The organism is Campylobacter sp. BCW_6467 (assembly GCF_001762855.1).
In the GTDB taxonomy this organism is placed as follows: domain Bacteria; phylum Campylobacterota; class Campylobacteria; order Campylobacterales; family Campylobacteraceae; genus Campylobacter_D; species Campylobacter_D jejuni.
The window spans coordinates 16,761-39,350 of the sequence record NZ_MJXP01000020.1; the positions used below are offsets into that span (position 1 = coordinate 16,761).

Genomic DNA, 22,590 nt, shown 5'->3' on the forward strand with positions numbered 1-22,590 from the left:
CAACAAAAATTAAATTTACACTTTTCTTTATTTTACTCTAAACTTTCTATATTGAAACTTATATTAAAAAATATTTTTTAAAGTTTTAATTTTTTATGATTAAATTTATAAAAAAGATCACTTTGATGGGTTATAAATATATAAGAAATATTATTTTTTTGCTGATAGTCATATAAAAAAGTTAAAATTTCTTTAGAAGTTTTAATATCAAGTGCTGAAGTAATTTCATCTAAAATCAACAATTTAGGATTTAAAATCAAAGCACGGATAAGACCTACACGCGTGGCTTCTCCTCCGCTTAACTCATAGGGTTTTTGTTCTAAAATTTGCTTTTTTAGACTAAAAAAATCAAAAAATTCTAAAATCAAGTCATCATTCTTTTGTAAATTAAAATTTTCCAAACCATCTTGTATAAGATTTTTGATTTTTTTATAAGGGTTTAAAGCCATTTTTTGATCTTGAAAGCAATACTGAATTTGCTTTCTTAAAAGTCTCTGTTTGTTTTTATCAAGCTTGTGTAAGTTAAGATTTTCATACCATACCTCACCCTCGCTTGGATCTTCTAAAAAACAAAGAATTCTAGCTAATGTACTTTTACCTGCACCACTTTTACCTAAAATTATTAAATTGTCATTTTTATTTAAAGAAAAATTGATATTATCAAAAATAATATGTCTTTCTTTTTTTAAATACCAATGCTTTTTAAGCTCATAAAACTTACTTAAATTACAAACTTTAAGCATTATAATACCTTAAAAACTCATCTAAGCTATATAAATTTGAACTATTTTTTTCTAGCATAAGAATTTCATCTGCTAAAGAATTTACCAAATTTAAATCATGAGTGATGCAAACTAAGGCTGTGTTATTTTTTAATTCTTCTAAAATCGATATAATCTTAGAAGCGTTTTCTTTATCCAAAGAAGCTGTGATTTCATCACAAATTAAAATTTGGGGTTGATTTAATAATGCCAAAGCTAGGCTCACCCTTCTTGCCATACCCAAACTTAATTCATTAGCATAAGAATGCCACAAACGATCAAGATTTTCAAATCCTAATTTTTTAAAATAAGAAAAAGCGTAATCTTTTCTTTCTTTTTGTTTTAATTTTGTATGAGTTTTTAAAACAAGATGACATAAATTTCCAATATCCAAATAAGGATAAAGACTAAGCTCTGCATCTTGCAAAACAAGTGCCACCTTAGAACGAAAATCTCTAAGTTCTTCTTTGTTAAAATTAAAAATACAAGAATTATGAAAACTTAATTCATCAAAACTTATTGTGAAGTTAGAATCTAAAAGTCTTACCAAAGCTTTTCCTAACAAACTTTTGCCTACTCCACTTTGTCCTAGTATCATTAAAGTTTTGCCTATTTTTATATCTAAATTAATATCCTTAAGCAACAAATTATTCTTCAAACTGATATTTAAATTTCTTACCTTCAAGATCTTATACCCCAAATTTTTTGTAAAAAATTACCCAACCATAAAAGAGGTAAAAACAACAAAAGCAAGCTTAAAAGTGGAAAAAGTATCATCCACCAAGCACCTATAAAAACTGCTTTTGAAGACTCACTCAAAAGAGTACCTAAAGTTGGAATTTCAAATCCTAAACCCAGTCCAAAAAAACTCAAAGTAGCTTCTGTGGCTATAGCATGAACGATATTAAATATAAAAAGTGTAAAAATCAGTGTTTTTAAAGCAGGTATTAAATCTTTAAAAAAAGCTCTAAATTTAGTTCTTCCAAGCACTATATTTGCTTTGTAAAAATCTAAATTTTCAAGTCTTTTTAATTCACTTTCTATAATTCTTGCTATAAAACACCAATGAATTAAAGCGATTAAAAAAATCATCAAAAACACATCAGAAGTTATCATACTTTGAAAAAACATCATAAGTAAAAAAGCAGGCAAGGCTAAAAAAAACTCTAAAATACGCATCCAAAAAATATAAAAAAAACATCGTGCTAAAAACAAATAACACAAAGCAAAGATAATAGACAATAAAGATCCACCAACACCTATAATCAAAGAATTTCTCAAAGCAAAAAGCAAACGAGAAAACAAATCTCTGCCTAAAAAATCAGTCCCTAAAATATAAGTAAAATTAGGAGCTTGATGCAAATTTTCTAAATGAGTACTTAAAATATCAAAAGGAGTCAAAAAAGGTGCAAACAAGGCGCATAAAAACAAAAAAATTAAAGGCGCAAGTATGATAAGAAATTTAAACAAAATCAAGCCTTCTTAATCTAGGATTTAAAATCCTAGCTACAATATCACTTAAAAATGTAAAAAATGCTGCAAGCAAAACACTAAAAAATATAAGCGCAAGCACAATAGGATAATCTTTAAAAATAATACTTTTAAAAAGTAAAGATCCAAGCCCCTCGTAAGCAAAGACACTTTCTACCACATAAGTTCCCATCATAAAACTTAAAGCACTTCCCCCAAAATAAGCCACAATAGGACTTAAAGAATATTTCAAAACTAAAAAATAAATATCTTTTTCTCTCAAAGCTCTAGCGTATAAATTTTGAATAAAAATTTGAGAAAAACTTTCATTGATAAAATTTCTAGCAATCCTTAAAAATAACGCTAAATGTGATAAAACAAGCACCAAAACAGGCAAAATCAAATGCTCTAAACGATTTAAAAAATCATCTTCAAAGCCTATATCACTACTTCCCATAACAGGCAAAATTTTCCAAAAAATTCCAAAAATCAAAACAAACAATAAAGCCAAAACAAAAGGAGGTAAAGCAAAAAAATTAAAAGCTAAAAAAGTGATGATTTTATCTATAAAACTTTCTTTATAATAATATCCCAAAAGTGCCAAAAAAACACTGAGTAAAAATAAAAGCATTAAGGCACTAAAACCCAAAATAAAAGTATTAAAAATTCTTTCTTTTATAAGCTTTAAAACACTTTCTCCACTTAAAAAAGAAACCCCTAAATCTCCTTTTAAAGCCTTAAAAAGCCAAATTTTATACTGCTCTAACAAAGGCTTATCAAGCCCTAAATTTTGTTCTATTCTTTGAACAAATTCTTTACTTTGTGAATTAACTCCATTAGCATAAGCTATACTGCCTTTACTAAAATAAAGCAAAATAAAACATAAAAAAGTGCTAAAAAATGCTATAAAGATACTAAAAACTAAGCGTTTTAGCACTATTTACTCCACTCATAAACATTCCAAGTAAAACCCACTCCATGATGACCTAAAGTCCTTGCTTTGATACCTTTTAAATCTTTATTATAAACTAAAGCAAAATCAAGATAAGCTAAAAAAATAAAAGGAGGATTTTCATACAAAGCATCTATAAAATCTTTATAATATTTTTTTCTCTCTTCTAAATTTGAAGTATTTCTTGCTTTTTGCAAGGCTATATCCACTTTTTTATCATGATAATGTCCAAAATTCCAACCCTCATCATTTAAAGCACTATCTTGCGAACTTTCAAATACCCTAAAAGTGTGAAAATCAGGATCTAAAGGACTTCCCCAGCCTATTAAAAAACTATCCACTTTAGAATAATCAAAACTTCCAGCAGGTTTAGCCACCACCTTGCTTACAACTCCTATTTTTCTAAATTCGCTTTGCAAAATTCCAGCTAAACTTACCCTTAAAGGATCATTACTCATCGCCCAAATTTCAAATTCTAAAATTTTCCCATCTTTTTCAAAATTTCCATCTTCATTTTTCTTAAAACCTGCACTTACAAGCAAGTCCTCGGCTTTTTTAGAATCATATTTGTAAATTTTAAAATTCTTAGAATTTGCCCAAGAACGCTCTAAAGGGTGATTGGCCACAAAAGCATAATCATGTAAAAGATTTTTTACTATACTTTCTTTATCAACTGCGTAATTTAAAGCTTGTCTTACTTTTAAATCTTTTAAAAATTCATTATCAAAATTAAACATTAAAGCCCGATAATCAGCCGATTTTTCACGTAAAATTCCAAAATTTTCATCATTTTTAAAAATATTTAGCAAAGAAACATCGATTAAAGCTGCGTCTATCTTGCCATTTTTAAGCTGGGCACTAGCTATAGAAGGATCAAAAATGTGTTTTATAATAAGTCTTGGAGTTTTTACCTTATCAAGATAAAAATGTTCATTGGCTTTAAATTCAACATATTCACCTTTTTTCCATTTTACAAATTTATAAGGACCTGTGCCTATAGGATTTTGATTAAAAGAGCTTGTGTTTAAATTCTCATTTTCAAGCAAATGTTTAGGAAGCATTCCTATGCTTAAAGCATCTAAAAATGCGGGATAAGGTTTAAAAAGTGTGATTTTTACATGAGAAGGATTTAAAATTTCCACACTTTTAATGTCTTCAAAATTGACATAAACAGAAGAATTGTTTTTAGGATTTTTAAAGGCTTCTATACTAAATTTCACATCATCAGCACCAAATTTGACTCCATCATGCCATAAAACATCATCTCTTAAAAAAATATCATAAACAAGCCCATCTTTACTAACATCCCAAGACTTAGCCAAATCAGGTTTTAAACTCATATATTCATCAAAACGCGTAAGCCCTGAAAATACAAGATTAATCACTGCATCATGATCCTCACTATAAGCAGGATTTATCCTTGTGATTTCATTTTCAACCGCTACAATAAGTGTATCTTTTGGGATTTTTGCTTCTAAATTTACAAAAAGTAACAATACAAAAATTAAAAATCTCAACATAAAAAACCTTTTTATTTTAATAACGCACAAAATTATAAAACAAAAAAACTCAACTCGCAAGCCTATACGGGGGATAAAGTTATATTTTAGTTATAAATTTCTATTTAAATACTATATTTAATAAATTTTTATCATTATATTATTCAAATTTTTATTTTTTGAAGTTAAATTCATAAACGAAAAATCCATTATAAAGCTTATATTTAGGAGTTTTAAAGTCTTAATTTTAATTGAATAAAATTATTATTTGTATTATAATTGCAATTACTTTTGTCACATAAATGCAAGGAGATAACATGAAACAAAATCGTAGAGATTTTTAAAATGGAGTTCCTTGTTTGGTGGCTTAACCTTAAGTCCTATAAGTCTAAGTGCAAATTTATTAAAAACTCCACCATTGATCAGCAAATGGGCTGAATGTAATGTAAATTGCGGAACAAAATGTCCTGTAAAAGTGCATACTCAAGATGGAATTATTAAATAATCAGTACTGATAATGAAGGTGATGATAGCTTTGATAATCGTCAAGCAAGAGCCTGTATTAGAGGGCGTAGTTCAAGATATAAAGTTTACAACGCAAATCGCCTAAAAAGATCTTTAAAAAGAGTGGGAAAAAGGGGTGAAGGTAAATTTTTATGCCTATTTCTTGGAAACAAGCTTTTGATGAAATTTCTGCCAAAATGCAAGAAATTAAAGAAAAATACGGCAATGAAGCCTTTTATATAAATTATGCAACAAGAACAATAATCAATCGCTGTACACAAGGTCCATGGGCTAGACTTTTAAATCTTTATGGTGATTATTTAAATTATCATAATTCTTATTCTACGGCTCAAATTTCAAATGCTATGAATTTTTTCTATGGAGGATCTCCTGCTAGCGATATATACACTTTACGCTCTGCAAAATTAGCTATATTTTTTGGAGTAAATCATGTTGAAACTAGAATGGGAGGTGGTGGAGTAGGCTATGCTTATCAAAAAGCCTTTAACACCAGGAACCGATGCAGCTTTGATTATGTGATGATAAAAAGATTTACTTGATAGAACTTTTCTTGATAAATACACCATAAGCTTTAGCGAAAATACTCTGCCACAAGATACAACCAAAACTCAAGCTATGAAAGCTATGTTTTAGGACTAAACGATGGAGTAGAAAAAACTCCTGATTGGGCTAGCAAGATTATAAACCACATAGTTCAACTTGCAAGAGAAATTACCACCATAAAGCCTTGTTTTTTATTCACAGATGCCATTTATCGCGGAAAAGAAATGGCAGATATTAGCGATGGAGTACGTGGTAAAACACAATTAAAACAAAATATCAAATTTATTTTAATACGGCAGGAAATTGCCTTACAAATCAGCACAACACCATTAAATAAGTGCATGATATTTTAAACGATGAGAATTTGTGTGAGTGTATAGTAGAGATATTAATGTAACTAGAACTCCGTCAAATAACTGCGCAGATTATATCTTACCTGATGCAACTATGCTAGAGCAAGAAGATTTTATAAGACCTAGTGCAGGATATTATAGCAATAAGCCTTATATTATTTATTGTCAAAAAGCTATCGAGCCAGTTGGTGAAGTAAAACCTATTTATGAAATGTGTCTTGAACTTGCTAAAGACTTGGCATAGAAAAAGAATTTAGCGAAGGAAGAACGCAAAAAGATTGGCTAAAATATCTTTATGAAGAAAAAATCCACTTTTGCCTAGTTTTGAAGAAATGTGCGAAAAAGGACTTGTAAAATTTGAGCCTGTAAAACCTGTAGTGGCATTACAAAGTTTTATAAAAGATCCCATCAATAATCCTTTAAAAACTCCTAGCGGAAAGATAGAAATTTATAGCAAAAAACTTGGAAATTAAAAGAAGGACAACAATAATGCCTATTCCTGTTTTTGAAAGCCAAAGAGAAGGGATTTTGGATCTATTAAAACAAAAGTATCCTTTGCAATTTTTTGGCTATCACTACAAAGGCAGAACGCATTCTAGCTTTTGGGAAATTCCACAAATTAGAGAAGCTAATCCACAAGAAATTTGGATAAATACTATAGATGCAGAGTAAAGAAGTATCAAAACAGGCGATGTGGTGCAAGTAAGAAATGACTTAGGAATCATACCAGGTTGTGCAGTAACCCCGCAAGATGCATGGGTAAAATATGAAAATGGCATCGATGTGGGAACTTGTGTGAATTCTTTGGCAAGTATAGTGCCAACTGCTATTTCTAAAGGAAATGGACAACATTCTATTTTAGTTGAAATTGCAAAAGTTTAAGGAGAAAAAGATAAAATTAGAAGAAAATTCACAATTTGGTTTTATACTAGATCAAAGCAAATGCGTAGACTGTAGGACTTGCTCACTTTCTTGCAAGGATTATAAAAATATGCCTGTGGGTTAATTTTCGCCGTGTATTTGAGACTGAAGCGGGAAATTGGACAGCTAAAAAAGATGGAAGTTTTGAGCAAAATGTTTTTGCTTACTACACTTCTATTTCTTGTAATCATTGCTCTAATCCATCTTGTCTTAAAGCTTGTCCAACCGGTGCAACAACGAAAATAAATGGGGCATAGTAGCAATCGATGATAGTATGTGTATAGGCTGCAAAGCTTGTGCTATAGCATTTCATTATGGCGCACCTCAATTTAACCATGAAAGTGGTCATATGAGCAAATGCGATGGGTGTTATGAGAGATTAAAAGAAGGTAAAAATCCAAAGGAATTTGCAATGGTGGTTGCTTTTATCCCTTCATTTTTTCATTTAAATGATATTATACACATTGTTAATGTATTAAATAGAATGGGTGTTTTTTATGCAAACAATGAGTGGCATATAGGCTGGATGAATAATGAAATTTTATTTATATCTCTTGTATGTGCTTTGGGCTTTTTGCTTTATCTAATAAACTTCAAATTGGGGCGGAGTATCTTACGCTAATATGTGGAATTTTAGGACTTTTCTTTATGAGTGGAGCTTATGACTCCATGCAAGAAAGTGTGCCTACTTGGGATTTTAAGATCACTTTGCTTTATTTTTTCGCTAGTACTATATTTTTAGGTGCTATTGTTTATTATTGTTTTTTTTGAAAATAGCGAACATGAAAAAAATGTCGTTTTTTACAGGACTTATGGGCATAGGGCTTTAAGCACTGCTATAGTTTTGCAAACCCTACATGTAGGACAAACTTGGATTATGGGGCTTGTAAACCCTTTTGAACTTTTAGGTGGAGCCTATGATTGGTTTATACCGCTTTCTTTTGCATTCTTAGGACTTGGGATTTTTACTTGGTATTTGCATAATTATTTACATGAAAAATTTAAAAGTAAATTTTTTGCTTATTTTTCCCTACTTTGCACATTTTTAGGGGTATTTACCACCAGAATGCTATTTTATGGACTTATAAATACTAGGACATTCTTAATGCAAAAATTGGCAATAGACATATTTATCAATTTTTTGCAAAATCCACCTAATCATTTTTTGCTAGAAAAACTTAAAAAATAAAAATTCTGGCAAAATTGGTTTTTAAAAAATAATAGCAAATTACAATGCACCGCTTTAAAGCTTTTATCATCTTCAAACGAAGATGATAAATTAATAGCAAGTGATTTTACATCTTTGTTTTTCAGCGATGTTGATTATGTAAAAGCACCGCCTTTTGCTTCTTTTTATCTTGATAAAAATAAAGAAATTTATTCAGATAATTCTGATAAAGTTAAGCAAATTTTTGCGCAAAATAACTTTTTTTCTTTTTTTAATGAAGAACCTGCAGATAGCTTGATAAATGAATTATTATTTATTAGTTTTTTAATCAAAAAACAAGATGATATAACTTTGCAAAAATTCTTAAAAGAAGAATTTTTTACTTGGTTTAACATGTGGAGTTTTGATGTTTATAATAAATCAAAATCTAATTTTTACAAAGCTTTAATAATGCTAATGAAAGATTTTTTCAATCAACTAAATACAAAATTTTAACACAAGTCAATTTTTTTCTCCTTTTTAAGATATAAAATATCTCTTTTACAATAAAAAGGAGAAATTATGACAAAAGAACAAATTCAAATCATCAAAGATTGTGTGCCTATTTTGCAAAAAAATGGAGAGGATTTAACCAATGAGTTTTATAAAATAATGTTTAATGATTATCCTGAGGTAAAACCTATGTTTAATATGGAAAAACAAATTTCAGGAGAACAACCAAAAGCTTTAGCGATGGCGATTTTAATGGCAGCCAAAAATATAGAAAATTTAGAAAATATGAGAAGCTTTGTTGATAAAGTTGCCATAACTCATGTTAACTTAGGGGTTAAAGAAGAGCATTATCCTATAGTTGGAGCTTGCCTTTTAAAGGCTATTAAAAATCTTTTAAATCCTGATGAAGCCACTCTTAAAGCTTGGGAAGTTGCTTATGGAAAAATTGCTGAATTTTATATCGATATAGAAAAAAAGCTCTATGATAAATAATACAAGCCCATTTTGGGCTTTAATCAAATTTTTCTACTAAATTTTTAGCTAATTCCTTTATATTCTCACCCTTTAATTCGCTGATTTCACCATTTTGAGCCAAGAAAATTCTATCAGCACTATCAAAATATGCATCATCATGTGTGATAGCAAAGATTGTTTTGCCTTGCTCTTTTAACAAAGGTAAAAGTTTTTTATAAAAAAATCTTCTAAAAACAGGATCTTGATCAGCCGCCCATTCATCAAGCACTAAAATATCCCTTTCTTCAAGCAAGGCTATAAGCATAGCTAAACGCTTTTTTTGCCCTGTAGAAAGTTTGGTTAAGGTCAGTTCATTATCTTTGACACTTGTTTTATCTTTAAGTTCTAAAAACTCCAACCAAAAAGCAATTTTTTCTTCGCTTGCAAAATTTTCTTTATTTAAGGTTTTAGTAAAAAGATGAAAATCGCTAAAAACAGCAGAAATAAGAGATCTATACTCATCTAACTTTTTATCATCTATAAGCGTATCATCAACATAAATTCCGCCTTTGCTTGGCTTAAAAAGTCCTGTCAAAAGCATACAAAAAGTGGATTTACCACTTCCATTTTTACCTATTAAAAATACCAATTCACCTTTTTTAAGTTCTATATTTACAGGATTTAAGTGAAAATTTTCTTCATAAGCAAATTGAGTATTTCTAAAAGAAATTTTTTTCCATTCGCTAATATAATGTGTTTTTTTAAAACCTTCTATATAATCATCTAATTCCAATTTTGCGATCTTATCCAAAGCGATTTTTGCCAAAAGCAAAGTAGGAAAAGATCCTATCATAGATACTAAAGGGGTTCGTAAAAACAAAATAGAAAGAGCTATAGTTGTAGCATCTGCAACACTTGCCCATTCAAATTTTAAAGCTAAGTAAAACTCTACGCCCACTAAAGCCAAAAGAGTTACATTTGTCCAGTTGTTTGAGAGATTGTTAAAAAGATTGCCTAAAGTACTATTTTTCTTTTTCAATCTTGCATTATTTTCAAATTCATCTTCATAATAAAGCTTAGCTCTATCACGATTGATCAAAAGTTCTTTATGTCCATCTAGTATATTTTGGTAATTATTTTGCAAAGCATCGTCATTTTCCCTTGCCTTTCGAAAATACTGATATACTTTCATCATCAAAAAATTATTAGTAATAAAAATAACCATAATCCATACCATACACAAAGCAAAAATTTGTGGTGAAAGATAACATAAATAAACACTAGTGCATAAAATCAATATACTTGATTGTAAAAAATCAGGCAATCTTAAAAGCCCAAAAGATATATTTCTCACATCACTTCCCAAAGAAGCTAAAATTCTAGCCTTACCTACTTTAGCCACTCTTAACAAAGGGGTATCTAAGATCTGCTTTACTACACGCCTTTGCATTTTAAAAATAAAATTTTGTCCAAAAATACTAAGTCCAAGTTCAACTATGGTAGAACTTATAAAAAATATCAAAAGCAAAACAATAAAATAAAAAATAGGAATGTTTTGTGCATTTTTAAGCAAATAATCATTGATAAAAACAAGAGTTAAAACTCCAACAGCACTTGTAATAAAAGAAAAAAGCAAAAAAGAAATCAACTTTAATTTATTTTGCTTAAGTAATTCCATAATAAAAGGCATTTATAAACTCCAAAATATAATTTTAATTATAACATTTTAAGAGTGATTATCAAAATTTTATTTTATCTTTTACTATAAAAACGGCACAAATAGCCAATAACGCTAAAAAAATCATATATATACTCATACCATATAAAAATGGATTTTCATTATTTACTCGCGAGTGTATTAAGCCAAAAAACGAGTTGCGGAGTAATACCGCCTGAAATTGCATAAGCAATATTATAAGAAAAAGAAATTCCTGAAAATCTTATTTTAGCTCTAAAAACTTCACTCATTAAAATAGGCGCAAACACATTAATCCCACCTAAAAAACAAACAATCGAATACAAAATACACACCAAAACCAAATTTTTAAGCTCATATAAAGCATAAAAATATAAAAAAGAAAAAAATACAAAAGTTAAAGAAAAGAAAATGCAAATTTTAAATAAACCAAATTTATCTACAAGATAACCCATAAAAGCCCCGCCTAAAGCTATTCCCAAAATTCCTAATATCTGCAAATAACTTCCTTCAACCCCATTTAAATTTAAAATACTAGGCATAAATTTAGGCATCAATAAAACAAGCACAATAACACAACCTGTTAAAACCCAAGTCATCATCATTGATGAAAATAAATTTTTTACAATATCCTTTTCTTTAAATAAATCTTTAAGTGGAAAAGAACTAAGCGATGATTCTTTTTTCATTTGTTTAAAAACAGGAGTTTCTTGCAAAAATCTACGCAAATAAATAGAAATAATCCCAAAAATTCCACCTACAAAAAAAGCAATACGCCATGCATAAGCAGCAATTTCTTCTATACTAAAAAAAGCATTAATGATTAAAAATACTATACTTCCTAACAAAATTCCTAAAGCCATAGCTGAATTTAAACAGCTTAAAAAGAAAGCTTTTTGTTTTTCTTGACAATGTTCTCTTACAAAAACCCAAGCTCCAGGCAATTCTCCACCTATAGCTATACCTTGAAAAATTCTTACAAGTATCAATAAAACAGGAGCTAAAAACCCAAGAGTTTCATAACCTGGAATAAAAGCTAAGACAAAGGTAGGAAGAACCATTAGTAAAATACTTAGCATAAACATATTTTTACGCCCAAATTTATCTCCAAAATGTGCCATAACTATACCACCTAAAGGACGTGCTAAATATCCAGCTGCAAATGCTCCATAAGTATTTAATAAAGCCCAAAATTCACTCATATCTTTAGGAAAAAATACATTGGCTATATATTCAACAAAAAAGACAAAAATAATAAAATCATAAAATTCTAAAGTTCCTCCTAGTGAAGAAAGTCCTAAGATCTTAATTTCCTTTGTTCCAAATTTTGATTTTCTCATTGATTAATTACCTTAAATTTTAAAAACATTGTTTTTATTATACTATAATCATTTCCAAAATATTATCTAAAAAATTTAAGGATAAATATGTTTAATTTTATAACCACCCTTTTAAAAACCAATCTTTATTTTTTAGAAGAAAAAACCACAAGTAAAAATTCAAATCAAATCCATATAATCTCACTTAAACAATCTGATGATGAATTTTTAAATTTATTATTTTCTTTTTTAGTGCCGCAAAACGATGAAGATAAAAATTTTATAAAAAAAACTCGCACAAAAATCAAAAGAAATGAGCATAATATTGCTCTGATAAAAAATCCAAATTTTAATGCTTTAATAGACACAGGGTTTTTAGATACTATTGACACATTAAAAGAAAAATTGCATATCCACAAAACCGATTTTAAAGATATCACTCATATTATCTTAACACATGCGCATCCTGATCATATAGGAGCTTTAATGAGCGAAGAAAATCTTTTTCCAAAAGCTCAAATTTTAATCGATAAAAAAGAATATGATTTTTGGATCAAAAGCGATAGACAAGAAATTAAAAACACCTTGCTTAAACTTAAAAATATAGAATTTATTAACCACTCTAAAGATTTGATTTTTCAAAATTCAGGCATTAAAGCCATACCTGCTTATGGACATACCCCAGGACAAAATGCTATAATAATTGATGATAAAATAGTCTTTTGGGGAGATTTACTTCATCTTTATGATATACAAATCCCAAAACCTAAAATCGCTATAAAATTTGATATAGATCAAAATGAGGCTATACAAACAAGGGAAAAACTACTTAAAGAATTTAAAGAAAGAAAACTCAAAGTTATAGGGACTCATGTGCCTTTTATCGAACCTAAATTTTTAGATTAATTACTTAAAAATTACTAAAAATTAAGTAAAAATTTTAATAATTTTTGCTAAAATTATAGCCTTTTTATTTCATGAAAGGAGAAAATTTTGGCAAAAGATGATGTAATCGAAATTGATGGCACCGTACTTGAAGCATTGCCTAATGCAAATTTCAAGGTTGAACTTGACAACAAACATGTAATTTTATGTCATATTGCAGGAAAAATGCGTATGCATTATATAAGAATAATGCCAGGTGATAAAGTAAAAGTAGAACTTACACCTTATAGCCTTGATAAAGGGCGTATAACTTTTAGATATAAATAATCTAAGTTATTTAAAAGCTAATTTTAGATAAAATTAGAGTTTTTGCGACAAATTACATCGAACTATATGAAGAAGTATTTTTAAAATCCACCACTTATTTTGAAAATAGTTGGTTATTCATAAAACCTGATGTAGTCGTAAATCAAGTGGAATTCATTCAAGGAGACGCTCATGAAAGTGAGACCATCGGTTAAAAAGATGTGCGACAAGTGCAAAGTAGTTCGCCGTAAAGGCGTGGTTCGCATTATTTGCGAAAATCCAAAACATAAACAAAGACAAGGATAAACATGGCTCGTATTGCAGGTGTGGATTTACCAAAGAAAAAAAGAATTGAGTATGGACTAACCTATATTTATGGTATAGGGCTTTTCACTTCAAGAAAAATTCTAGATAAAGTAGGAATTTCTTATGATAAAAGAGTTCATGAGTTAAGTGAAGATGAAGCAGCAGCTATCCGTAAAGAAATTCAAGAAAACTATATGGTTGAAGGGGACTTGAGAAAACAAGTTGCTATGGATATTAAAGCACTTATGGATTTAGGAAGCTTTAGAGGCTTAAGACACAGAAAAGGCTTACCAGTTCGCGGACAAAAAACAAAAACAAACGCAAGAACTAGAAAAGGTAAGAGAAAAACTGTTGGTGCAAAATCATAAGGATAAATCATGGCAAAAAGAAAAATCGTAAAGAAAAAAGTAGTTAAAAAAAATATAGCAAAAGGTATTGTTTATATCAGTGCGACTTTTAACAATACTATGGTTACAGTAACTGATGAAATGGGAAATGCTATCGCTTGGAGTAGTGCAGGTGGTTTAGGATTTAAAGGTTCTAAAAAATCAACTCCTTATGCAGCACAACAAGCAGTAGAAGACGCTTTAAATAAAGCAAAAGAACACGGAATTAAAGAAGTAGGCATTAAAGTACAAGGACCAGGAAGCGGTAGAGAAACTGCTGTTAAGAGTGTAGGTGCTATGGAAGGAATTAAAGTAACTTTCTTAAAAGATATCACTCCATTAGCTCACAATGGTTGCAGACCGCCTAAGCGTCGTCGTGTCTAAGATATTAAGAAAAATTTAGGAGAATATTATGGCAAGATATAGAGGACCAGTAGAAAAATTAGAAAGACGCTTTGGTGTTAGCTTAGCATTAAAAGGGGAAAGAAGACTAGCTGGCAAAAGTGCACTAGATAAACGCCCTTATGCACCAGGACAACACGGAGCAAGAAAAGGTAAAATTAGTGAGTATGGACTTCAATTAAGAGAAAAACAAAAAGCTAAATTTATGTATGGAGTAAGTGAAAAGCAATTCCGTCGTTTATTTGCTGAAGCAGCAAGAAGAGAAGGAAATACAGGGGTATTACTTATCCAACTTTTAGAACAAAGATTAGACAATGTAGTATATAGAATGGGTTTTGCTACAACACGTCGTTTTGCAAGACAACTTGTAACACATGGACATGTTTTAGTAAATGGTAAAAGAGTGGATATTCCTAGCTTTAGAGTAGAAGCAGGTGCTAAAATCGAAATCATCGAAAAAAGCAAAAACAATCCTCAAATTACAAGAGCTATCGAACTTACAGCACAAACTGGAATCGTTGCTTGGGTTGATGTTGAAAAAGATAAGAGATTTGGAATTTTCACAAGAAAACCTGAGAGAGAAGAAGTTGTCATTCCGGTTGAGGAAAGATTTATCGTTGAGCTTTACTCTAAGTAATAGGGGCTAAATATGAGAAACATTACAACATCTGCTTATACGCCAACAGAATTTACAATAGAAAACATTAGTGATACTGTGGCTAAAATCAGTGCTTGGCCTTTTGAGATCGGCTATGGAATCACCCTAGCCCATCCTTTACGCCGTTTGCTTTACACTAGCACCATAGGATATGCTCCAACTGCAATTCATATTGATGGCGTAGCTCATGAATTTGATAGCATGCGTGGTATGCTTGAAGATGTAGCACTTTTTATCATTAATCTAAAAAAACTACGCTTTAAAATTAAAGGCGAATCAAATAAAGAAATAGTAGAATTTAGCTTTAAAGGCTCAAAAGAAATTTACGGCAAAGATCTAAATAATGATCAAGTAGAAGTAGTAAATAAAGACACCTATCTAGCAACAATCAACGAAGATGCTGAACTCAAATTCACATTGATTGTTGAAAAAGGTATTGGCTATGTACCAAGCGAAGAAATTAAAGAGCTTATAAATGATCCTAAATTTATAGCTTTAGATGCTTTCTTTACACCTGTAAGAGAAGCAACCTATGATATTGAAAAAGTTTTATTTGAAGATAATCCTGATTATGAAAAAGTGGTTTTAACCGTAACAACTGATGGACAAATCACTCCAAATGAAGCTTTTCAAAATGCTTTAGAAGCTATGTATAAACAATTATCAGTATTTGATAAAATTACCAATGTTAGAAGTGTAATTAAAAATCAAGCAACAAGCAATGAACTAGAAAATACTAAATTATTGCAAAACATTACAGATTTAAATTTAAGTGCTAGAAGTTATAATTGTCTTGAAAAAGCAGGAGTAGTTTACATAGGCGAGCTTGCTTTGATGAGTGTAAGTGAACTTGCAGGGCTTAAGAATTTAGGTAAAAAATCTCTTGATGAAATTAAAAACATCATGGAAAGCATAGGTTTTCCTGTGGGAACTTCTAAGCTTAGCGATAATAAAGAAATACTTAAAAATAAAATCGCAGAATTAAAAGCACAAAACGAAGGATAAAGAATGAGACATAAACATGGATATAGAAAACTTGGCAGAACTTCATCTCATCGTGCTGCCTTATTAAAAAATTTAACTATAGCTTTAGTAAATAGCGGAAAAATCGAAACCACTCTACCAAAAGCTAAAGAATTAAGAGGTTATGTAGAAAGATTGATTACTAGAGCAAGACTTGGAGATTTTAACGCTCATAGAGCAGTTTTTGCTTCATTACAAGATAAAAACGCTACTAATAAATTAGTGACTGAAATTGCTCCGAAATTCAAAGATCGCAATGGTGGATATACAAGAATCATCAAAACAAGAATTCGCCGTGGTGATGCTGCTGAAATGGCTTTCATCGAATTTGTAGCTTAATCAAATCCTAGCTTTTGCTAGGATTAATACTTCAATTAAATACCCTAAAAATAAAAAGTTTTAAATAATTATTTTAAATAAAATTAAATTTATTTATTTTCTAAAACCCTTGCTAAAAATTCAACTACTTATGCTAATATAAGTTTTTAATTTTTAATTTCAAGGATATGTTATGCAAGAAAACACTCGTTTACGCATTGCGATACAAAAATCAGGTAGACTTTCAAAAGAATCCATAGAGCTTCTTTCAGAATGTGGTGTTAAAATGCATATCCATGAACAAAGTTTGATCGCTTTTTCTACAAATTTATCCATAGATATTTTACGCGTTAGAGATGATGATATCCCTGGGCTTATTTTTGATGGGGTTGTAGATTTAGGCATTATAGGGGAAAATGTTTTAGAAGAAAATGAACTTGAACGCCAGTCTTTAGGAGAAAATCCAAGCTATAAACTTTTAAAAAAGCTAGATTTTGGCTTTTGTCGTCTTTCTCTTGCCTTACCTCAAGAAAGTAAATTTCAAAATTTGAAAGATTTTGAAGGCTTAAGGATAGCTACTTCTTATCCACAACTTTTAAAGCGTTTTATGAAAGAAAATGGAATTAATTATAAAAATTGTATGCTTACAGGTTCTGTTGAAGTAGCCCCTAGGGCAAATTTAGCCGATGCAATTTGCGATCTTGTTTCAAGTGGAGCAACTTTACAAGCAAATAATCTTAAAGAAGTTAAAGTCATTTATGAATCTCGTGCTTGTTTGATTCAAAAAGAAAATGCTTTAAGCAAAGAAAAACAAGCCTTAGTGGATAAAATTATGTTGCGTGTAGCAGGAGTAATGCAAGCAAGAGAATCTAAATACATTATGCTTCATGCTCCAAAACAAAAGCTTGATAAAATTCAAGCCCTACTTCCAGGAGTTGAAAGACCAACCATCTTACCTTTAGCACACGATGAAAAAAATGTAGCTTTACATATGGTAAGTAAAGAAAATCTTTTTTGGGAAACCATGGAGGCTTTAAAAGAAGAAGGTGCGAGTTCGATTTTGGTTCTGCCTATAGAAAAAATGTTAAAGTGAGTAAAAAATGCAAATTTTAGTATATGATAATTTAGATGAAAAACAAAAAGAAGAAGCATTAAAACGCCCTGCTATAAGTGCGAAAGATGAAATTTCAAAAATAGTAAGTTCTATCATTAAAGAAGTGCAAGAAAAAGGCGATGAAGCTTTGATAGAACAAGCTTTAAAATTTGATAAGGCTGAAATTTCTAATATTAAAATCACTCAAGAAGAAATTACTCAAGCAAGCAATCGTTTGGATAAAGATTTGCAAGAAGCTATTTTAGTAGCTTATGAAAATATCAAAAAATTCCACGAAGCCCAAATCCCACATGAAATCGCTCTTGAAACTACAAAAGGCGTTAAATGTGAGGTTTTAACACGCCCTATAGAAAAAGTAGGACTTTACATACCAGGGGGTTTAGCACCTTTGTTTTCAACGGTTTTAATGCTAGCTATTCCTGCAAAAATTGCAGGTTGTGAAAAAATCGTTTTAGCAAGTCCTGCAAAAATCAATGATGCCGTGCTTTTTTGTGCTAAGCTTTGCGGCGTGGATGAAATTTATCAAATGGGTGGTGCAGGAGCTATAGCGGCTTTGGCTTACGGTACGCAAAGTGTTTTAAAGGTGGATAAAATTTTTGGCCCAGGAAATGCCTTTGTAACCGAAGCAAAACGCCAAGTAAGTAGCGATATAAACGGAGCAGCTATTGATATGCAAGCAGGACCTAGTGAAGTTTTAGTAATAGCTGATGATTTGGCTAATGAAAAATTTGTAGCTAGTGATTTGCTTTCACAAGCTGAACATGGTGCAGATTCTCAAGTGATTTTGGTGTGTTTAAGTCAAGATTTTGCTAAAAAAGCAAGCGATGAAGTCCAAAGTCAATTAGAACTTTTGCCTCGCAAAGAACTTGCAAGCAAAAGTATTGCGAATTCACGCATTATCATAGCTAAAGATTTAAATCAAGCTTTAGAAATTTCAAATCTTTATGCCCCTGAACATTTGATCATACAAACTCAAAATCCACGAGAACTTTTAAAAGGTGTAAAACACGCAGGATCGGTATTTTTAGGAGCTTATTCCCCAGAGTCTATGGGTGATTATGCAAGTGGGACAAATCATGTTTTACCTACTTATGGACTTACTAAAACGCATTCTAGTTTAGGTTTAGCAGATTTTAGTAAAAGAATGACCGTTCAAGAATTAAGTAAAGAAGGCTTTTTAGCTTTGGGTAAAAGTGTTGAAATTTTAGCGCAAAATGAGCATTTAGACGCACACAAAAATGCAGTAACTTTTCGTTTAGAGAGCTTAAAATGAGTCAAAAAATCCTTTTTATAGATAGAGATGGCACTTTAATAGAGGAGCCAAAAAGCGATTTTCAAATCGATACTCTTGAAAAATTGCGTTTTGAAAAAGATGCTATTCCTACTCTTTTAAAACTAAAAAATTTTGGATTTAAATTTGTCATGGTAAGCAATCAAGATGGTCTTGGAACGCCAAGTTTTCCAAAGGAAAATTTTGAAATTGCTCATGAAAAAATGCTTGATATTTTAAAAAGTTGCGGTATAGAATTTCAAGATATTTTTATTTGTCCGCATTTTGAAAATGAAAATTGTGCTTGTAGAAAACCTAAAACCGCTATGTTAGAAGAGTATATCAAACACGAACTTTATGATAAGGAGCAAAGTTTTGTTATCGGAGATCGTGAGAGTGATATGATCTTAGCTTCAAATTTAGGCGTGCGTGGTTTAAGATATGGCGAACTTTCTTGGAAAGAAATAGAAAATGAAATTTTAAGTTCTTTTAGAAGTGCGAGTTATCAAAGAACTACTAAAGAAACAGATATAAAAGTAAAAGTGTGCTTAAATGGGGGCAAGGTTAGCATTAAAACAGGTATTGATTTTTTTGATCACATGTTAGAGCAAATCGCTGTACATGGAGGCATAGGGCTTGAAATTTCTTGCAAAGGGGATTTAGAAATCGATGAGCATCATAGCGTTGAAGATGTAGCCTTAGCACTTGGAGCTTGTATCAAAAAAGCCTTAGGGGATAAAATCGGCATTGCAAGATATGGTTTTGCTTTACCTATGGATGAGTGTTTGGCAAGTTGTGCGATGGATTTTTGCAATCGTCCCCATTTAGTCTATAAAGCCAAATTTAAAAAATCTCATTTAGGGGCGGCTTTAAGCACAGAAATGATCGAGCACTTTTTTTATTCTTTAAGCTATGCTATGGGCGTGAGTTTGCATTTAAAAGTTAAAGGCAAAAACGATCATCATAAAGCCGAAGGGCTTTTTAAAGCCTTTGCAAAAGCTTTGAAAATGGCAGTGAAAATAGAAAGTGAAAATTTAGCCAGCTCTAAAGGAGTGATATGAAAATCATCATCATCGATACAGCCTGTGCGAATTTAGCATCTTTGAAATTTTGTTTGGATAGATTAGGTTTTAATGCAACTATCAGTAGGGATTTAAAAGAACTTGAAAGTGCGGATAAGCTTTTTTTACCTGGAGTGGGTACTGCAAAAGAAGCGATGAAAAATTTAGAACAATTTAATCTTATTGATTTTATTAAAAATACCAAAAAACCTTTACTTGGTATTTGTTTAGGTATGCAAATTTTAGGAAATTTTTCCGAAGAATTAAATCAAGAAACCTTAAAACTCATAGATTTTACAACTCAAAAATTTAAAGCTAAAGAAGGCTTTACTTTTCCACATATGGGATGGAATCAAGTTCATAGCTCTCATGCTTTGTTTAAAGGTTTAGAAGGGGCTTATTTTTATTTTGTGCATAGTTATTGTGTAGGACTTGGAGAATACACTATAGCAGATTGTGAGTATTCGCAAAAATTTAGCGCAAGTGTAATGAAAGATAATTTTTACGGGGTGCAATTTCACCCTGAAAGAAGCAGTGAAGCGGGAGAAATTTTAATTTCAAATTTTATTAAGGATATAGGATGACTCAAATCATACCCGCACTCGATCTTATAGATGGCGAAGTGGTGCGTCTTGTAAAAGGGGATTACGAACAAAAAAAAGTATATAAATACAATCCCTTAAAGAAATTTAAAGAATACGAAAAAGCAGGAGCGAAAGAACTTCATCTTGTAGATCTTACAGGCGCAAAAGATCCTAGCAAAAGACAGCTTGTTTTGATAGAAAAATTAGCTAAAGAAGTCAGTGTCAATCTACAAGTAGGTGGAGGCATACGCTCTAAAGAAGAAGTTAAAGCTTTGCTTGATTGTGGAGTAAAAAGAGTAGTGATAGGATCTATGGCGATTAAAGATGCGACTTTATGTCTTGAAATTTTAAAAGAATTTGGTAATGAAGTTATAGTTTTAGCCTTAGATACGATTTTGAAAGAGGATTATGTTGTGGCTGTAAATGCTTGGCAAGAAGCAAGCGATAAGAAGCTTATGGAAGTTTTAGATTTTTATAGCAATAAAGGCTTAAAACACATACTTTGCACAGATATTTCAAAAGATGGCACCATGCAAGGAGTAAATGTAAGACTTTACAAACTTATCCATGAAATTTTTCCTAATATTTGCATTCAGGCAAGTGGTGGAGTAGCGAGCTTAAAAGACCTTGAAAACTTAAAAGGAATTTGTAGTGGGGTTATCGTAGGAAAAGCTTTATTAGACGGAGTTTTTAGCGTAGAAGAAGGGATAAGATGCTTACAAAACGCATAATTGCATGTTTAGATGTCAAAGATGGCAGAGTAGTAAAAGGAACACAATTTAAAAACCATAAAGATATGGGAGATATCATAGAGCTTGCTAGGTATTATTCTCAAAATGGTATTGATGAGCTTGTTTTTTATGATATTGCTGCAAGTGCTAGAAAAGAACGCATATCAAGAGAATGGGTAAGTGAAGTAGCAAAAAATATCAATATTCCTTTTTGTGTTGCAGGGGGTATTAAAAGCGAAGAAGATGCAGCTGAACTTTTGGCTAATGGGGCAGATAAAATTTCTATCAATTCTCCTGCTTTAAATGATCCAAGCCTAATCACACGCCTTGCTAAAAGCTTTGGCGTGCAATGCGTAGTAGTAGGGATTGATAGCTTCAAAGATGAAAATGGAAATTTAAAAGTATTTCAATACACAGGCGATGAAAAAACAAGCAAACATAGTGGAAAAAGCACTTTAGAATGGGTTAAAGAAGTACAAGATCTAGGTGCAGGCGAAATTGTTTTAAATATGATGAATCAAGATGGCGTTAAAAATGGCTATGATTTAGAACAATTAGAAGCTGTATATAAAATTTGCAAAGTACCTTTGATCGCAAGCGGGGGAGCGGGAAAAATGGAGCATTTTTTAGAAGCTTTTAAACTAGGTATAGATGGGGCTTTAGCTGCTTCTGTTTTTCATCAAAAACTTATAGACATTAAAGAATTAAAAATTTATCTTAAAAATCAAGGTTTAAGTATAAGGATATAATATGCAAAATTTCAAAGAACTTAATGAAAAAATTGCTTGGCAAAAAGTGGATCATCTTTTACCTGTCATCATCCAAGATGCAAAAACTTGTGAAGTTTTAATGCTAGGCTTTATGAATAATGAAGCCTTAGAAAAAAGCTTAGAAAGTGGTAAAGTAGTCTTTTTTTCACGCACAAAACAGCGTCTTTGGATGAAGGGTGAAGAAAGTGGAAATTTCTTAAATATCGTAGATTTAAGCTTAGATTGTGATAATGACACGCTTTTAATTTTAGTAAATCCTGTAGGACCTACTTGTCATACGGGCGATATTTCTTGTTTTGAAAAAATTTCTAAAAATGCGGATTTTGTTTTTCTAGCCAGACTTGAAAAGCTTATTAATGCACGCAAAAATGCCAATGAAAATACTTCTTATACAGCAAAACTTTTCAAAATTGGCACAAAACGCATCGCACAAAAAGTTGGTGAAGAAGGCGTAGAAACAGCTTTAGCAGCGACAGTAAAAGATAAAGAAGAGCTTATTTGTGAAGCAGCGGATTTAATGTATCATTTAAGTGTTTTACTTGCAGATGCAAATCTTAGTTTCTCAGATGTGATTTCAAAGTTAAAAGAAAGACATAAAGCTTAAAGCTTTATGTAAATAAATTT

General features: G+C 30.7%; 32 protein-coding genes and 2 pseudogenes. 27 read left to right on the plus strand and 7 right to left on the minus strand.

The annotated features are described in order from the left end of the window. Positions 1 to 77 precede the first annotated feature (77 nt). From AJ888_RS02185 to AJ888_RS02205, 5 genes are read right to left on the minus strand one after another with little or no spacing between them, the layout of a single operon-like run. Complete coding sequence (locus AJ888_RS02185; RefSeq protein ID WP_002862218.1) at positions 78 to 743, minus strand: ATP-binding cassette domain-containing protein; 666 nt, start codon at positions 741 to 743, stop codon at positions 78 to 80. Next, positions 736 to 1,446, minus strand: a complete 711-nt coding sequence (locus AJ888_RS02190; RefSeq protein WP_032603387.1) for an ATP-binding cassette domain-containing protein — start codon at positions 1,444 to 1,446, stop codon at positions 736 to 738. Before AJ888_RS02190 ends, AJ888_RS02185 begins: the two co-directional genes overlap by 8 nt. After that, entirely contained in the window at positions 1,443 to 2,237 is a 795-nt protein-coding gene (locus AJ888_RS02195) for an ABC transporter permease (protein WP_074487149.1), read from the minus strand. The genes AJ888_RS02190 and AJ888_RS02195 overlap by 4 nt, the downstream gene beginning before the upstream one ends. Then, complete coding sequence (locus AJ888_RS02200) at positions 2,224 to 3,168, minus strand: ABC transporter permease (RefSeq protein WP_002862221.1); 945 nt, start codon at positions 3,166 to 3,168, stop codon at positions 2,224 to 2,226. The genes AJ888_RS02195 and AJ888_RS02200 overlap by 14 nt, the downstream gene beginning before the upstream one ends. Beyond that, complete coding sequence (locus tag AJ888_RS02205; RefSeq protein ID WP_002862222.1) at positions 3,168 to 4,703, minus strand: ABC transporter substrate-binding protein; 1,536 nt, start codon at positions 4,701 to 4,703, stop codon at positions 3,168 to 3,170. The genes AJ888_RS02200 and AJ888_RS02205 overlap by 1 nt, the downstream gene beginning before the upstream one ends. Positions 4,704 to 5,037: 334 nt before the next feature. Here AJ888_RS02205 and AJ888_RS09350 point away from each other — a divergent pair, with 334 nt between their 5' ends. From AJ888_RS09350 to cgb, 12 genes and pseudogenes are all read left to right on the plus strand, one after another. Beyond that, positions 5,038 to 5,187 carry a hypothetical protein gene (locus AJ888_RS09350; RefSeq protein WP_002862223.1) on the plus strand — a complete coding sequence of 50 codons (150 nt, stop codon included), beginning with the start codon at positions 5,038 to 5,040 and terminating at the stop codon, positions 5,185 to 5,187. 151 nt (positions 5,188 to 5,338) lie between these two features. Then, the gene (locus AJ888_RS09355) at positions 5,339 to 5,746 is read left to right on the plus strand and encodes a molybdopterin-dependent oxidoreductase (RefSeq protein ID WP_002862224.1); all 408 of its coding nucleotides are present in this window, start codon (positions 5,339 to 5,341) and stop codon (positions 5,744 to 5,746) included. Between the two features lie 228 nt (positions 5,747 to 5,974). Further along, entirely contained in the window at positions 5,975 to 6,103 is a 129-nt protein-coding gene (locus AJ888_RS09360; RefSeq protein WP_257841613.1) for a hypothetical protein, read from the plus strand. Between the two features lie 19 nt (positions 6,104 to 6,122). Beyond that, positions 6,123 to 6,347 carry a molybdopterin-dependent oxidoreductase gene (locus AJ888_RS09365; protein ID WP_050376792.1) on the plus strand — a complete coding sequence of 75 codons (225 nt, stop codon included), beginning with the start codon at positions 6,123 to 6,125 and terminating at the stop codon, positions 6,345 to 6,347. 88 nt (positions 6,348 to 6,435) lie between these two features. Next, positions 6,436 to 6,576, plus strand: a complete 141-nt coding sequence (locus AJ888_RS09370; RefSeq protein WP_002862228.1) for a hypothetical protein — start codon at positions 6,436 to 6,438, stop codon at positions 6,574 to 6,576. Positions 6,577 to 6,592: 16 nt separating this feature from the next. Further along, positions 6,593 to 6,775, plus strand: coding sequence for a hypothetical protein (locus tag AJ888_RS09375; RefSeq protein WP_002862229.1), 183 nt, complete (start codon positions 6,593 to 6,595; stop codon positions 6,773 to 6,775). Between the two features lie 24 nt (positions 6,776 to 6,799). Then, positions 6,800 to 6,985: a hypothetical protein gene (locus AJ888_RS09380; protein WP_002862230.1), complete on the plus strand. Its 186-nt coding sequence runs from the start codon at positions 6,800 to 6,802 to the stop codon at positions 6,983 to 6,985. Between the two features lie 256 nt (positions 6,986 to 7,241). Then, on the plus strand, positions 7,242 to 7,646 hold the full coding sequence (locus AJ888_RS09600) for a 4Fe-4S dicluster domain-containing protein (protein WP_243832894.1): 405 nt from the start codon (positions 7,242 to 7,244) through the stop codon (positions 7,644 to 7,646). Beyond that, positions 7,583 to 7,795, plus strand: coding sequence for a DmsC/YnfH family molybdoenzyme membrane anchor subunit (locus AJ888_RS09140; protein WP_002862234.1), 213 nt, complete (start codon positions 7,583 to 7,585; stop codon positions 7,793 to 7,795). Before AJ888_RS09600 ends, AJ888_RS09140 begins: the two co-directional genes overlap by 64 nt. Then, on the plus strand, positions 7,773 to 8,213 hold the full coding sequence (locus AJ888_RS09145) for a hypothetical protein (RefSeq protein WP_002862235.1): 441 nt from the start codon (positions 7,773 to 7,775) through the stop codon (positions 8,211 to 8,213). Before AJ888_RS09140 ends, AJ888_RS09145 begins: the two co-directional genes overlap by 23 nt. Positions 8,214 to 8,288: 75 nt before the next feature. Further along, positions 8,289 to 8,687: pseudogene (locus tag AJ888_RS02235) on the plus strand (molecular chaperone); the annotation flags it as partial. A gap of 66 nt (positions 8,688 to 8,753) precedes the next feature. Next, positions 8,754 to 9,176: a single-domain globin Cgb gene (cgb, locus tag AJ888_RS02240; protein WP_002862237.1), complete on the plus strand. Its 423-nt coding sequence runs from the start codon at positions 8,754 to 8,756 to the stop codon at positions 9,174 to 9,176. 19 nt (positions 9,177 to 9,195) lie between these two features. Here cgb and AJ888_RS02245 read toward each other — a convergent pair whose 3' ends face one another. Together AJ888_RS02245 and AJ888_RS02250 are read right to left on the minus strand one after the other, a co-directional pair. Next, a complete protein-coding gene (locus tag AJ888_RS02245; RefSeq protein ID WP_002862238.1) occupies positions 9,196 to 10,827 on the minus strand; it encodes a multidrug ABC transporter permease/ATP-binding protein in 1,632 nt (543 codons plus the stop codon). A 49-nt stretch (positions 10,828 to 10,876) separates the two neighbouring features. After that, positions 10,877 to 12,173 (minus strand): annotated as a pseudogene (locus AJ888_RS02250) (MFS transporter). An 87-nt stretch (positions 12,174 to 12,260) separates the two neighbouring features. Here AJ888_RS02250 and AJ888_RS02255 point away from each other — a divergent pair. The 15 genes from AJ888_RS02255 to hisIE all read left to right on the plus strand — a co-directional run bounded on the left by AJ888_RS02255 (position 12,261) and on the right by hisIE (position 22,570). Next, positions 12,261 to 13,058: an MBL fold metallo-hydrolase gene (locus tag AJ888_RS02255; protein ID WP_002862240.1), complete on the plus strand. Its 798-nt coding sequence runs from the start codon at positions 12,261 to 12,263 to the stop codon at positions 13,056 to 13,058. An 87-nt stretch (positions 13,059 to 13,145) separates the two neighbouring features. Beyond that, complete coding sequence (infA, locus tag AJ888_RS02260; protein WP_002781436.1) at positions 13,146 to 13,364, plus strand: translation initiation factor IF-1; 219 nt, start codon at positions 13,146 to 13,148, stop codon at positions 13,362 to 13,364. Between the two features lie 171 nt (positions 13,365 to 13,535). Next, positions 13,536 to 13,649, plus strand: coding sequence for a 50S ribosomal protein L36 (gene rpmJ / locus AJ888_RS02265; protein WP_002781429.1), 114 nt, complete (start codon positions 13,536 to 13,538; stop codon positions 13,647 to 13,649). 2 nt (positions 13,650 to 13,651) lie between these two features. Beyond that, positions 13,652 to 14,017 (plus strand): 30S ribosomal protein S13, encoded by a 366-nt coding sequence (gene rpsM, locus AJ888_RS02270; protein ID WP_002800121.1) that lies wholly within the window; start codon positions 13,652 to 13,654, stop codon positions 14,015 to 14,017. Positions 14,018 to 14,026: 9 nt separating this feature from the next. Further along, a complete protein-coding gene (rpsK, locus tag AJ888_RS02275; protein ID WP_002779544.1) occupies positions 14,027 to 14,419 on the plus strand; it encodes a 30S ribosomal protein S11 in 393 nt (130 codons plus the stop codon). 28 nt (positions 14,420 to 14,447) lie between these two features. Further along, positions 14,448 to 15,074 (plus strand): 30S ribosomal protein S4, encoded by a 627-nt coding sequence (rpsD, locus tag AJ888_RS02280; RefSeq protein ID WP_002856574.1) that lies wholly within the window; start codon positions 14,448 to 14,450, stop codon positions 15,072 to 15,074. Positions 15,075 to 15,086: 12 nt separating this feature from the next. Further along, entirely contained in the window at positions 15,087 to 16,100 is a 1,014-nt protein-coding gene (locus AJ888_RS02285; protein ID WP_002862241.1) for a DNA-directed RNA polymerase subunit alpha, read from the plus strand. 3 nt (positions 16,101 to 16,103) lie between these two features. Beyond that, on the plus strand, positions 16,104 to 16,457 hold the full coding sequence (rplQ, locus tag AJ888_RS02290) for a 50S ribosomal protein L17 (protein WP_002851332.1): 354 nt from the start codon (positions 16,104 to 16,106) through the stop codon (positions 16,455 to 16,457). 172 nt (positions 16,458 to 16,629) lie between these two features. After that, a complete protein-coding gene (gene hisG / locus AJ888_RS02295; RefSeq protein WP_002862242.1) occupies positions 16,630 to 17,529 on the plus strand; it encodes an ATP phosphoribosyltransferase in 900 nt (299 codons plus the stop codon). Positions 17,530 to 17,536: 7 nt separating this feature from the next. Next, positions 17,537 to 18,823 (plus strand): histidinol dehydrogenase, encoded by a 1,287-nt coding sequence (hisD, locus tag AJ888_RS02300; RefSeq protein WP_002862243.1) that lies wholly within the window; start codon positions 17,537 to 17,539, stop codon positions 18,821 to 18,823. Then, a complete protein-coding gene (gene hisB / locus AJ888_RS02305) occupies positions 18,820 to 19,881 on the plus strand; it encodes a bifunctional histidinol-phosphatase/imidazoleglycerol-phosphate dehydratase HisB (protein WP_002862244.1) in 1,062 nt (353 codons plus the stop codon). Before hisD ends, hisB begins: the two co-directional genes overlap by 4 nt. Further along, entirely contained in the window at positions 19,878 to 20,465 is a 588-nt protein-coding gene (hisH, locus tag AJ888_RS02310) for an imidazole glycerol phosphate synthase subunit HisH (protein WP_002862245.1), read from the plus strand. The genes hisB and hisH overlap by 4 nt, the downstream gene beginning before the upstream one ends. Continuing rightward, positions 20,462 to 21,196, plus strand: coding sequence for a 1-(5-phosphoribosyl)-5-[(5-phosphoribosylamino)methylideneamino]imidazole-4-carboxamide isomerase (gene hisA, locus AJ888_RS02315; RefSeq protein ID WP_002862246.1), 735 nt, complete (start codon positions 20,462 to 20,464; stop codon positions 21,194 to 21,196). The genes hisH and hisA overlap by 4 nt, the downstream gene beginning before the upstream one ends. Continuing rightward, positions 21,178 to 21,945, plus strand: a complete 768-nt coding sequence (gene hisF / locus AJ888_RS02320) for an imidazole glycerol phosphate synthase subunit HisF (RefSeq protein ID WP_002862247.1) — start codon at positions 21,178 to 21,180, stop codon at positions 21,943 to 21,945. The genes hisA and hisF overlap by 19 nt, the downstream gene beginning before the upstream one ends. A 1-nt stretch (position 21,946) precedes the next feature. Continuing rightward, on the plus strand, positions 21,947 to 22,570 hold the full coding sequence (gene hisIE / locus AJ888_RS02325; protein ID WP_002862248.1) for a bifunctional phosphoribosyl-AMP cyclohydrolase/phosphoribosyl-ATP diphosphatase HisIE: 624 nt from the start codon (positions 21,947 to 21,949) through the stop codon (positions 22,568 to 22,570). The last annotated feature ends 20 nt before the right edge of the window (positions 22,571 to 22,590 follow it).

Bases quoted from the DNA above. Each gene is read 5' to 3' on its own strand.
- rpsK (WP_002779544.1), top strand. From the start codon at position 14,027: ATGGCAAAAAGAAAAATCGTAAAGAAAAAAGTAGTTAAAAAAAATATA.
- rpmJ (WP_002781429.1), top strand. From the start codon at position 13,536: ATGAAAGTGAGACCATCGGTTAAAAAGATGTGCGACAAGTGCAAAGTA.
- hisIE (WP_002862248.1), top strand. From the start codon at position 21,947: ATGCAAAATTTCAAAGAACTTAATGAAAAAATTGCTTGGCAAAAAGTG.
- hisD (WP_002862243.1), top strand. From the start codon at position 17,537: ATGCAAATTTTAGTATATGATAATTTAGATGAAAAACAAAAAGAAGAA.
- AJ888_RS02255 (WP_002862240.1), top strand. From the start codon at position 12,261: ATGTTTAATTTTATAACCACCCTTTTAAAAACCAATCTTTATTTTTTA.
- AJ888_RS09355 (WP_002862224.1), top strand. From the start codon at position 5,339: ATGCCTATTTCTTGGAAACAAGCTTTTGATGAAATTTCTGCCAAAATG.
- rplQ (WP_002851332.1), top strand. From the start codon at position 16,104: ATGAGACATAAACATGGATATAGAAAACTTGGCAGAACTTCATCTCAT.
- AJ888_RS02245 (WP_002862238.1), bottom strand. From the start codon at position 10,827: ATGCCTTTTATTATGGAATTACTTAAGCAAAATAAATTAAAGTTGATT.
- hisH (WP_002862245.1), top strand. From the start codon at position 19,878: ATGAAAATCATCATCATCGATACAGCCTGTGCGAATTTAGCATCTTTG.
- AJ888_RS09360 (WP_257841613.1), top strand. From the start codon at position 5,975: ATGGCAGATATTAGCGATGGAGTACGTGGTAAAACACAATTAAAACAA.
- AJ888_RS09140 (WP_002862234.1), top strand. From the start codon at position 7,583: ATGTGCTTTGGGCTTTTTGCTTTATCTAATAAACTTCAAATTGGGGCG.
- cgb (WP_002862237.1), top strand. From the start codon at position 8,754: ATGACAAAAGAACAAATTCAAATCATCAAAGATTGTGTGCCTATTTTG.
- hisF (WP_002862247.1), top strand. From the start codon at position 21,178: ATGCTTACAAAACGCATAATTGCATGTTTAGATGTCAAAGATGGCAGA.
- hisB (WP_002862244.1), top strand. From the start codon at position 18,820: ATGAGTCAAAAAATCCTTTTTATAGATAGAGATGGCACTTTAATAGAG.
- rpsD (WP_002856574.1), top strand. From the start codon at position 14,448: ATGGCAAGATATAGAGGACCAGTAGAAAAATTAGAAAGACGCTTTGGT.
- AJ888_RS09370 (WP_002862228.1), top strand. From the start codon at position 6,436: ATGTGCGAAAAAGGACTTGTAAAATTTGAGCCTGTAAAACCTGTAGTG.
- AJ888_RS02185 (WP_002862218.1), bottom strand. From the start codon at position 743: ATGCTTAAAGTTTGTAATTTAAGTAAGTTTTATGAGCTTAAAAAGCAT.
- AJ888_RS02285 (WP_002862241.1), top strand. From the start codon at position 15,087: ATGAGAAACATTACAACATCTGCTTATACGCCAACAGAATTTACAATA.
- AJ888_RS09375 (WP_002862229.1), top strand. From the start codon at position 6,593: ATGCCTATTCCTGTTTTTGAAAGCCAAAGAGAAGGGATTTTGGATCTA.
- rpsM (WP_002800121.1), top strand. From the start codon at position 13,652: ATGGCTCGTATTGCAGGTGTGGATTTACCAAAGAAAAAAAGAATTGAG.
- hisG (WP_002862242.1), top strand. From the start codon at position 16,630: ATGCAAGAAAACACTCGTTTACGCATTGCGATACAAAAATCAGGTAGA.
- AJ888_RS02205 (WP_002862222.1), bottom strand. From the start codon at position 4,703: ATGTTGAGATTTTTAATTTTTGTATTGTTACTTTTTGTAAATTTAGAA.
- hisA (WP_002862246.1), top strand. From the start codon at position 20,462: ATGACTCAAATCATACCCGCACTCGATCTTATAGATGGCGAAGTGGTG.